Raw genomic sequence first — 10,484 nt, 5'->3', positions numbered from 1 at the left:
ACTGCGGCGCGAGCTCAGGGACCGCAAGGCGCGTTCGACGCCGTGGAGCGAGCCACTCGCCCCTCGACCCCACGGCGCCCGGCGCGCTGACCACCAAGGCCCGGCTGCTGATCGACCGGGGCGAGCCTGCCCGCGCGCTGGCGGACGCGGCGCTCGCCGCCGATCCGACCTTTCCCATGGCGCGCTATCTGCGCGCCGCCGACGATCTCGCCGAGGGGCGCTGGAGCGCGGGCTGGGCGGGCTATGAAAGCCGCGCCTCCTTCCTGCCGCCGCCGTTCCGCCCGCTGCCGTTCGCCCCATGGGACGGAACGCGCGCGCCGGACGAACTGGTGATCGTCGGCGAGCAGGGCATCGGCGACCAGATCATGTTCGGCCGCCTGCTGCGCCTTATCGCCGACCGCGGCATCCCCACCCGCTTCCTCACCAAGCAGCGGCTCGTACCGCTGCTGTCGCGGATCGACGCCCGGGTGCGCGTGGTGGCCGACCTCGACGATCTCGACCCCACGGCGCCGGGCCTTGCCTGGGCGCCGCTGGCGAGCCTGCCGCGCCTGATCGCGCCCGATCCAGCCGCATGGCCGCCGCCGCCTTACCTCAATGCCGACCCCGAGCGGGTGGGGCGCTGGACGGGCAAGGTCGGGGACGGCTTCACCGTCGGTATCGCCTGGCAGGGCGATCCGTCCGCCGCCGTGGACATCGGCCGCTCGGTGCCGCTCGATCTGTTCGCGCCGCTGGCGGCGCTCGATGGCGTCACGCTGGTCAGCCTCCAGCAGGGCCCCGGCGCCGCGCAGCTCGACCGCTGCCCGTTTGGCGGCCGGGTGGCGCGACTGGGGCCGGACTGCGACGCGGATGGGGCGTTCGTCGACACCGCGGCAATTCTGCAACACCTGGATCTGGTGGTGACCACCGACACCGCGATCGCCCATCTGGTGGGCGCGCGGGGCCGCCCGGGCCTGGTGGCGCTGAAGGCGGAGCCGGACTGGCGCTGGGGCCGCCGGGGCGAGCGCACGCCGCTCTATCCCAGCCTGCGCCTGGTGCGCCAGGAGACGGCGGGCGACTTCGCCGGCGTGTTCGCCCGCATCGCCCGGCAGGTGGCGGCGCTGAAACGGGGAGAATCGGCATGAGCGCCGGGGGGGCGGCCCGCATCATTCTCGCGCCGGTGTCCGTGGGCGAATTGATCGACAAGATCACCATCCTGGAGATCAAGAGCGAGAAAATCTCCGACCCGGCCGCGCGCGCCAACGTCCAGCGCGAGCTGGAGGCGCTGCAGGCCCTGCGCGAGCGCGAATCCCTGCCGCCCGCGGTGCTTGGGATCGTTCCCGCCCTCGCGGCGGCGAATCGGCAGCTCTGGGAGATCGAGGACGCGCTGCGCGGGCTGGAGCGGGAAGGGCGCTTCGATGCGGATTTCGTCGCGCTGGCGCGGCAGGTCTATGGGGTCAACGACCGGCGCGCCGCCCTGAAGCGGCAGATCAACATCCTCGCCGGCTCCGCGATCGTCGAGGAAAAGCACTACCGGAGTGATTCCCGCTAAAGCGCGCCAGGCGCGGCCGGCGCTGCGCTGACAGGATAAGCCTTTCTTCATCATTGCCTTAGCCGGAAAGCGCGCGGTTGGGCTGATTCCATTCCATCTGATCGCATCCGACGCCGCCCGGCTTGCAATGGGCCATGGTGTCCGGCATAGGAGGGTGGCGCCGGAGACGTGGCCGAGAGGCTGAAGGCACTCGTTTGCTAAATGAGCAGACCCCCAAAAGGGTCTCGAGGGTTCGAATCCCTCCGTCTCCGCCACCTTCCCCATGACCCTGGAATGCTTGCAGACAAAGGAATTCCGCCGCCGGAACGGGCTGCGGGAGGCCGCGATACGTCGGTATCTGGGTGGGTTAAATCCGTGAGTGCCATTCCTGCAACAGTCGCTGGAATAACGGCGCCGGAGGGGCCGAAACGGCCGAGATGTCGTTGATCCCGGGTGGGCCTTTTGTATGGTGGCTTTGCGACGAAGGGGGGCAGACCCCGGTCGCCCATCGCACGTTCAGCGATGTGTTGAGCGTGTGAATGGGAATCGGGGCAAGAACCTCTCTAGGTGCCGCAGTCGCACCGAAGAAGCGGAACTCGCTCCCTCGGAACCAAACTTGGAGGTCACGATGAAGATGGTGAAGAGCCTTCTCCTCGGCAGCGCGGCGGGTCTCGTCGCGGTCGCTGGAGCCCAGGCTGCCGACCTTCCCGTCAAGGCGAAGGCGGTGGAGTACGTTAAGGTGTGCTCCGCCTATGGCGCCGGCTATTTCTATATCCCGGGCACCGACACCTGCCTGAAGATCGGCGGCTACGCCCGCTTCGACGCTTATGCGAACGCCGTCGGCACCTTCCGTCCCGACATCGCGACCACGGCCGGCACCGGCTTCAATGGTCCGGGCGTGGGCGCTTACGCGTTCCCCTTCAGCGACAAGGATGACTCTGACATCCTGACCCGCGCCCGCGGCGTGTTCGACATGGACGCCCGCACCCAGACCGACTACGGCACCCTGCGTTCCTACGTGCGCTTCGGCGGTGAGTGGAACTCGCAGGCCGGCGCCGGCTCTGGCCCGAACAACGCTCTGTACTTCGAGCGTGCGTTCATCCAGTTCGCGGGCTTCACCTTCGGTTACACGCAGTCGTTCTTCGACATCGGCGTGAACTACATGATGACGACCCCGTTCGCGGGTTCGAACACCTGGACCACCCTGATGGCCTATACCGCGCAGTTCGGTAACGGCTTCTCGGCGACGATCTCGCTGGAAGACGGCGCCAACCGCGTGACCGGCGTGCAGGGCACCAATGCCACGATGGCGGCCGCTGGTGGCACCTTCGGCAGCCTCAGCCCGTTCGGCTTCAATCCGTTCCTCGCCACCACTGGCACGGGCGCGGGTCTGGGCTACCAGAACTGGCAGGGCGGCAATGCCGTTCCTGACATCGTGGCGAACATCCGCCTCGACCAGGCCTGGGGTACCGCGATGCTCTCCGGTGCTCTGCACCAGGTGAACACGCTCGACCAGCTTGCCCTGTTCCCCGGCGCTTCGTCGTCGGACCAGTGGGGCTGGGCCATCGGCGGCGCCCTCGTGCTCAACGCGGACATGATCGCCAAGGGTGACAGCTTCCTCCTGCAGGCCAGCTACGCCAAGGGTGCGATCAGCTACGCCGGCATGGGCGGCAACAGCCAGGGCACCGCGTCCGCGTGGGGCAAGGTCGACATCGACCAGTTCGGCAACCTCTCCGGCGCCTACGTTCCGCTGGCCGACGCCGTTGTGACCGCCTTCGGCGATTACAACCTGTCGACCGCCTGGGGCATCATGGGTCAGTTCCGTCACTACTGGACCCCCGGCATCCGCTCGGTGATCTTCGCTGGCTACACCAAGTACGAGCCCGGCGACACCATCGCCATCGCCGTCACCGATGCCGATCTGTGGCAGGTTGGTACCGACCTGGTGTGGTCGCCGGTCAAGAACCTCGATCTGGGCCTGGAAGTGGTCTACTCGAAGGTGCAGGCCGACGTTCCGCTGCAGGCCGTCGCGACGAACGCGATCATCGGTGGCTCCACCGACGTGTGGTCGGGCGGTATCCGCGCTCAGCGTAACTTCTGATCCAAGCTTTCACTTGGTTCCGAGAGACCCCGGCGGGCAACCGCCGGGGTTTTTCTTTGTCTTCGTGAGATCCCGTTCGTCGCTTTACGTACGTCGACTTAGTTTGGAATTTTGATAGAGTTTACCCTCTGGTCTTCACACCATCTGATCGAAAGCGCATACTTCACCTTGGCGCCGGACAGGTGCGTTTGTACTTCGCATGATTTCTGGCGTTCGTGTCCGGCGGTCTTGGCTTTGGGGGGCATGGGCCGGGCGATTCGCTTGGGGGATGCCGGCGAGAATCGCCAACCGCGTTTGCTTCCCCGGTCCTCGCAGGCGTGGTGCGGCCCGGCGGTCGGTAAGTCGAGCTCAGTTCGGGCGTGGACGAAGGGCAGTTCCGCCGCGTCGGGACCTTTTCGAGAGACGCGGGCGGTTTTCTGGCGGGATGCGGAAGGGTCGGCTGGGGCCGGTCGGGTCCTGGACTTGGGTGGTTTGAGCATTTGCGCCGACAATCTTGCCGCGCGGCATTTACATCCGGTCCGCGCCGACATTAATGATACGTTGTATCAATAAAGGGGCTGATAGGTCATGTCGCTCGCACTTTCCTCTTCGATGCGCTGGCGCGACCGCCGCGCGTCCTTCGCCCTTGCGGCGGCCTCCCTCGGTCTTGTCGCGGGCGTTGCGCCTGCCTCTGCCGCCGACCTGATGGCCACCAAGGCGAAGAGCGCCTATATGCGCGCCTGCACGGAGCAGGGTGAGGGCTTCTTCTATATTCCCGGCACCGACACCTGCCTGCGCGTCGGCGGATATCTCTGGGCGGAAGGTTATTTCAACACTTATACCGATTATCCGCCCGAGAACGACAAGACCTATTCCATCGCCACCGCCGGCGTCATTCTCGACGCCCGCACCTCCACGGAATACGGAACCCTGCGCTCCTATTTCGAGGGCCGCTTCAAGTGGCGTTCGGCCGATCCGTGGTCCGACGGCCCGAACAAGTCTGAGGTGGAGATCTGGAACGCCTACATCCAGTTCGCCGGCTTCACCTTCGGCAAGGCGCAGTCCTTCTTCGATTTCTACGCCAACGCCAACGTGCTCGGCACCGACCCGGCGACCATCGGCGACGACGTGCGCCTGAACCTTCTGGCCTACACCTACGAGTTCGGCTCCAGCGGCTTCAGCGCCACGATCTCGCTGGAAAGCGCGGCCGACCGCAACAATGGCGTCCTGGCGCAGAATCCATTCCTGCCGCTCGGCAATGAGGACCTGAGCGCCGGCATTTCCGCCACCGACATCGTCGGCAACGTGAAGTATGCCGGCGACTGGGGCGAGGCGCAGATCTCCGGCGCCCTGCACCAGACCAATTCCGTGAACGTTCTGAACCAGTTCACGACCCAGGATACCTGGGGCTACGCGCTGCAGGCCGGCATCATGTTCAAGCTGGACGCGCTGGCCGAGGGCGACACCCTCTATATCCAGAGCGCCTATGCGGACGGGGCGATCTCCTATCTCGGTCTGGTCGATCCCACGGGCATGTATACGCCCCCGGATGCCTTCATGAGCGTGACCGGCCTGACCACGGTCACCGGCTGGAACATCACCGCCTCGTTCCTGCACAATTGGAACGAGAAGTGGAGCACCGCGGTGTTCGGCGGCTATGCGGCGTTCGATCTCAACGATCCCACTGCGCAGCTGTTCTACGGCATGTCCGGCGGCACCAACTACAATGTGGGCGGCTATCTCGCCTTCACCCCGGTGAAGGCGCTGACCATCGCCCTCCAGTACGACTACACCTACAACAGCGCCAAGGACTACGTGCCGACCGCGTTCGGCCCGTCGCTCGCCTCCACCGACGCCAGCCAGGTGCTGCTGTTCGTCTCGCGCGACTTCTGAGCGCGTCGCGGGGGCGCGCCAGCAAGGGGTGAGGTGGCATCCGGCCAGATCCGCGCCGGGTGCCGCCTCCCCGAAACCGGGCGCCATCCGCCGTCGCCAGCGGTGCCTCGGGCTTGACGCAGCCGAGAATCCCCGCTAAGGGCACTCCCTCGCTTTTGGATTTGGTGCCGTTCGGCCCTCCCGAAGGGAAGGGCGGGGCGGCGCTTGTTCATCTCCGCAGGGGCCGGCCTCCACCGGACGCGGAGCAACACCCGTGCAGGTTCTCCTGAAGACCTGCGCCACATGGAGAAGAGAGCAGTGGCTCGTATTGCCGGCGTCAATATTCCGACCAACAAGCGCGTCGTCATCGCGCTCCAGTACATCCACGGCATCGGCCCCAAGAAGGCCGAGGAGATCGTCGAGAAGGTGGGCATCCCGGCCGAGCGCCGCGTCAACCAGCTGACCGACCAGGAAGTGCTGCAGATCCGCGAGACCATCGACCGTGACTATATGGTCGAGGGCGACCTGCGCCGCGAAGTGGCGATGAACATCAAGCGCCTGATGGACCTCGGCTGCTATCGCGGCCTGCGCCATCGCCGCGGCCTGCCGGTGCGCGGCCAGCGCACCCACACCAATGCCCGCACCCGCAAGGGTCCGGCCAAGCCCATCGCCGGCAAGAAGAAGTGAGCGGCGCATCAGCCCGCTGACAAGACCCGTCCCCGCCGGGACCCGTCCCGTGGGGGCCATCCCGAGCGCCTGGAGTTACGGGCGCGCCTGAAGGATCAAGGAAGACATGGCCAAAGAAGCAACACGCGTGAAGCGCCGCGAGCGCAAGAACATCGCCTCGGGCGTCGCCCATGTGAGCGCCTCGTTCAACAACACCATGATCACCATCACCGACGCCCAGGGGAACACCATCTCCTGGTCCTCGGCCGGCGCCATGGGCTTCAAGGGCTCGCGCAAGTCGACCCCGTACGCGGCCCAGGTCGCGGCGGAAGACGCCGCGCGCAAGGCCGCCGAGCACGGCATGCGCACCCTCGAGGTGGAAGTGTCCGGTCCCGGCTCGGGCCGCGAATCGGCGCTGCGCGCGCTCCAGGCGGCGGGCTTCCTCGTCACCTCGATCCGCGACGTGACGCCGATCCCGCACAACGGCTGCCGCCCGCGCAAGCGTCGCCGCGTCTGATCGGCCCTTCCCGCGGGGCGAGACGCCCCATGGGTCCACTGCCCGGTTTTTCTCCCCATTCGGGACGGGCATGAGCGACGGGGCCGCCGACATGAAGCCCCGACGCCGCCCGGCGAGAAAGCAAGGTGATCCAAGTGATTCAGAAGAACTGGCAAGAGCTGATCAAGCCCGAGAAGCTGCAGGTCAATCCCGGCCACGATCCCAGGCGCCTCGCGACGGTCGTCGCCGAGCCGCTGGAGCGCGGCTTCGGCATGACGCTGGGCAACGCGCTGCGCCGCATCCTGCTCTCGTCGCTGCAGGGCGCGGCGGTGACCTCGATCCACATCGACGGGGTGCTGCACGAGTTCTCGTCGATCCCCGGCGTGCGTGAGGACGTCACCGACATCATCCTCAACGTGAAGGACATCGCCATCAAGATGCAGGGCGAAGGCCCCAAGCGCATGGTGGCGAAGAAGACCGGCCCGGGCGTGCTCACCGCCGGCGACATCCAGACCGTGGGCGACGTGCAGGTGCTCAACCCGAACCTGCCCATCTGCACGCTGGACGACGGCGCGGAGCTGCGCATCGAGTTCACCGTCGACACCGGCAAGGGCTACGTGCCGGCGGACCGCAACCGGCCCGAGGACGCGCCGATCGGCCTGATCCCGATCGACAGCCTCTATTCGCCGGTGCGCAAGGTCTCCTACAAGGTCGAGAACACCCGCGAGGGCCAGATCCTCGACTATGACAAGCTCACCATGCAGATCGAGACCGACGGCTCGATCACGGCCGAGGACGCGCTCGCTTATGCCGCGCGCATCCTGCAGGACCAGCTGGAGATCTTCGTCAACTTCGAGGAGCCCAAGCGCGAGAGCGAGCAGACCGCCATCCAGACGCTGCCGTTCTCGCCGGCGCTGCTGAAGAAGGTGGACGAGCTCGAGCTTTCGGTGCGCTCGGCCAACTGCCTGAAGAACGACAACATCGTCTATATCGGCGACCTGATCCAGAAGAGCGAGACGGAGATGCTCCGCACCCCGAACTTCGGGCGCAAGTCGCTGAACGAGATCAAGGAAGTGCTCGCCTCCATGGGCCTGCATCTGGGCATGGAAGTGCCCGGCTGGCCGCCGGAGAACATCGAAGAGCTGGCCAAGCGCTTCGAGGAGCATTACTGACCGAACCGAAAGGCGGCGCTCCGCGCCGCCGCAATCCTTTGGCGCGGCCCGAGCCGCTTGTTTCCATCGGCTCGCAACGCCGCCATCTTCAGGAGTTCGCCGTCATGCGTCACGGCAAGGTACATCGCAAGTTCAACCGCACCTGGGAGCATCGCAAGGCGATGTTCTCCAACCTCGCGGGCGCGCTCATCACCCACGAGCAGATCGTCACCACGTTGCCGAAGGCGAAGGACCTGCGTCCCGTCGTCGAGAAGCTGGTGACGCTCGCCCGTCGCGGCGACCTGCACGCCCGCCGCCAGGCGATCGCCGAGCTGCGCGATCCGGCCGTGGTGAAGCGCCTCTTCGAGGTGCTCGCGCCGCGCTACAAGGAGCGTCCGGGCGGCTACACCCGCATCATCAAGGCCGGGTTCCGCTATGGCGACTGCACCCCGGTGGCGGTGATCGAGTTCGTGGACCGCGACGAGGACGCCAAGGGCGCCGCCGATCGCGCCCGCGTGGCGGCCGAGGCGGACGCCGCGGCGGCCTGGATCACGGCCGGCCGCACGGCGCAACGCGATCCGATTTCGAAAGGGCGCCGGCTTCAGAACCGGCGCCCTTTCTGCGTTTGGTTCCCCGCGCACCGGCGCGGGTTCCGCACCGGCATGAGCTTTCGTCATGCTCGCATGTGAAAGGGTCATTTGCCTCGGTGCCGGCCGGTCTGCACCTTGCCAGGGCGGCATCAGGTGACATGGCTCCTCCGCCTGGAGGAGCGGCGCGGATTCCGCCCCGCCGCCAGAAAAGCTGCGTCGGCGCGGCCAAGAAGCCAAGAAGCGACGACCGCAGTCCCCAGGGGGCCGTGCGCGGTCCGCTCGCCGAGGAAAGTGCGGGAAACGCATGCGAGACGCGCAGGTGGGCCGCGCGGCGCCGCAAGACGCCGGAACCTTCGACTATGTCATCGTCGGCGCGGGATCGGCGGGGTGCGTGCTGGCCAACCGGCTCACCAAGGACCCCGCGGTGCGGGTGCTGCTGCTGGAGGCCGGCCCGAAGGACAATTACATCTGGCTGCACGTGCCAATCGGCTACTACTTCACCTTCGGCAATCCGCGGGTGGACTGGTGCTTCACCACCGAGCCCGAGCCGGGCCTCGGCGGCCGCCAGATCAAGTATCCCCGCGGCAAGGTGCTCGGCGGCTGCTCCTCCATCAATGCCATGGTCTATATCCGCGGCCAGGCGGCGGACTACGACCGCTGGCGCGACGCCGGCAATCCCGGCTGGGGCTGGGACGAGGTGCTGCCCTATTTCAGGCGCTCGGAGGACTATTCCAAGGGCGCCAACGCCTATCACGGCGCCGGCGGCGAACTGGCGGTGGAGCCGATCGGCGAGAGCTGGGAAATCCTCGACGCCTTCGAGCAGGCCTGCATCGAGACCGGGCTTCAGCCCACCGACGACTTCAACAAGGGCGACAGCGAGGGGGTCGGCCGCTTCGACCTCACGCGCCGCAACGGCCTGCGCTGGAGCACGGCGCGCGCCTTCCTGCGCCCGGCGCTGGAGCGCCCAAATTTGAAGGTGCTCACCGGCGCGCACGTCCAGCGCCTCACCTTCGAGGGGCAGCGCTGCACCGGTGCCGAGTTCCGGCAGGACGGCACCCTGTTCACGGCCAAGGCGTCCGGCGAGGTGATCCTCTCCAGCGGCGCGGTCGGCTCGCCGCAGACGCTCGCCTGCTCGGGCATCGGCTCCGGCCACAGGCTGCGCTACCTCGGCATCCCGGTGGTGGCGGACCTGCCCGGCGTCGGCGAGAATCTTCAGGACCACGTGGCCCTGCGCATGCTGTTCAAGGTGAAGGATACGATCACCCTGAACCAGCAAGCCGCCACCTGGTTCGGCAAGGCGAAGATGGCGCTGCAATACGCGCTGCTGCGCAAGGGGCCGCTCACCATCCCGCCGGCTCTGGTGAGCGCCTTCACGCGCTCCTCGCCCGAGCAGGCGACGCCCAACGTGCAGTTCGTCGCCTATCCCGTGAGCTTCGACAAGGTGGGCGACGCGCCCCATCCCTATCCCGGCTTCACGGCCTCCGCCTGCCTGCTCAACCCGTTCAGCCGCGGCCATGTGCGCATCGCCTCGGCCGATCCGAACGTGGCGCCCAAGATCCAGCTCAACTTCCTGACCGACGAACGCGACCTCGATATCGCCGCCGGCGCCATGCGCGCGGTCCGGCGGGCGATCTCCGGCCCCGCTTTGGCGCGCTTCGCGCCGCAGGAGATGCAGCCTGGCGTCGCCGCCCAGACGGACGACGAACTGAAGGACGCGGCGCGGCGCTACGGCATGACCATCTTCCATCCCGTGGGCACCTGCCGCATGGGCACCGATGCCGGCGCCGTTGTGGATGCGCGCCTCAAGGTGCACGGCATCGGCGGGCTGCGCGTGGTGGACGCCTCGGTGATGCCCACCATCACCTCGGGCAACACCAATGCGCCCACCATCATGATCGCCGAGAAGGCAGCCGACATGATCCTTGCGGATCGCCGCGGCGCGGCCTGAGGCATGGCGGCCGGGATCGACAGAAAGGCGACGACGTGACCGAGGCAGCAGCCGCAGCCGACCCCCTCGCGCTCTATTGGGAGACGCCGCCCGGCACGCCGGTCAATCTTCCCGCCGCGTTCGCCCGCGCGCCCGCGCGCCGCTATGCGGCCGCCGAAGGGGCGCTGGGCCTCG

7 protein-coding genes, 1 tRNA gene and 2 pseudogenes are annotated in these 10,484 nt (G+C 67.4%); all 10 read left to right on the top strand.

Annotated features, from left to right (window positions below):
• Positions 1 to 1,121: pseudogene (locus AC2W7M_RS12425) on the top strand (tetratricopeptide repeat protein); the annotation flags it as partial.
• Positions 1,118 to 1,528, top strand: coding sequence for a DUF6165 family protein (locus AC2W7M_RS12420; RefSeq protein ID WP_486132619.1), 411 nt, complete (start codon positions 1,118 to 1,120; stop codon positions 1,526 to 1,528). The pseudogene AC2W7M_RS12425 and the gene AC2W7M_RS12420, both read left to right, overlap by 4 nt.
• 162 nt (positions 1,529 to 1,690) lie before the next feature.
• Positions 1,691 to 1,782, top strand: a tRNA-Ser gene (locus AC2W7M_RS12415).
• Between the two features lie 353 nt (positions 1,783 to 2,135).
• Complete coding sequence (locus tag AC2W7M_RS12410; protein ID WP_486132618.1) at positions 2,136 to 3,608, top strand: porin; 1,473 nt, start codon at positions 2,136 to 2,138, stop codon at positions 3,606 to 3,608.
• A gap of 567 nt (positions 3,609 to 4,175) precedes the next feature.
• Positions 4,176 to 5,480, top strand: a complete 1,305-nt coding sequence (locus AC2W7M_RS12405) for a porin (protein WP_486132617.1) — start codon at positions 4,176 to 4,178, stop codon at positions 5,478 to 5,480.
• 297 nt (positions 5,481 to 5,777) lie between these two features.
• Positions 5,778 to 6,146, top strand: coding sequence for a 30S ribosomal protein S13 (rpsM, locus tag AC2W7M_RS12400; RefSeq protein ID WP_393978104.1), 369 nt, complete (start codon positions 5,778 to 5,780; stop codon positions 6,144 to 6,146).
• 106 nt (positions 6,147 to 6,252) lie between these two features.
• The gene (gene rpsK / locus AC2W7M_RS12395; RefSeq protein WP_121624037.1) at positions 6,253 to 6,642 is read left to right on the top strand and encodes a 30S ribosomal protein S11; all 390 of its coding nucleotides are present in this window, start codon (positions 6,253 to 6,255) and stop codon (positions 6,640 to 6,642) included.
• Between the two features lie 134 nt (positions 6,643 to 6,776).
• Complete coding sequence (locus AC2W7M_RS12390) at positions 6,777 to 7,793, top strand: DNA-directed RNA polymerase subunit alpha (protein WP_486132620.1); 1,017 nt, start codon at positions 6,777 to 6,779, stop codon at positions 7,791 to 7,793.
• A gap of 104 nt (positions 7,794 to 7,897) precedes the next feature.
• Positions 7,898 to 8,317: pseudogene (gene rplQ / locus AC2W7M_RS12385) on the top strand (50S ribosomal protein L17); the annotation flags it as partial.
• 349 nt (positions 8,318 to 8,666) lie between these two features.
• Positions 8,667 to 10,310 carry a GMC family oxidoreductase gene (locus AC2W7M_RS12380; RefSeq protein ID WP_486132616.1) on the top strand — a complete coding sequence of 548 codons (1,644 nt, stop codon included), beginning with the start codon at positions 8,667 to 8,669 and terminating at the stop codon, positions 10,308 to 10,310.
• Positions 10,311 to 10,484: the final 174 nt, after the last annotated feature.

Source organism: Xanthobacter sp. BG11Y11_SDJG (assembly GCF_057364445.1).
The sequence above is the reverse complement of the archived record's forward strand: the minus strand, read 5'-3'. Positions and strand labels throughout refer to the sequence as shown.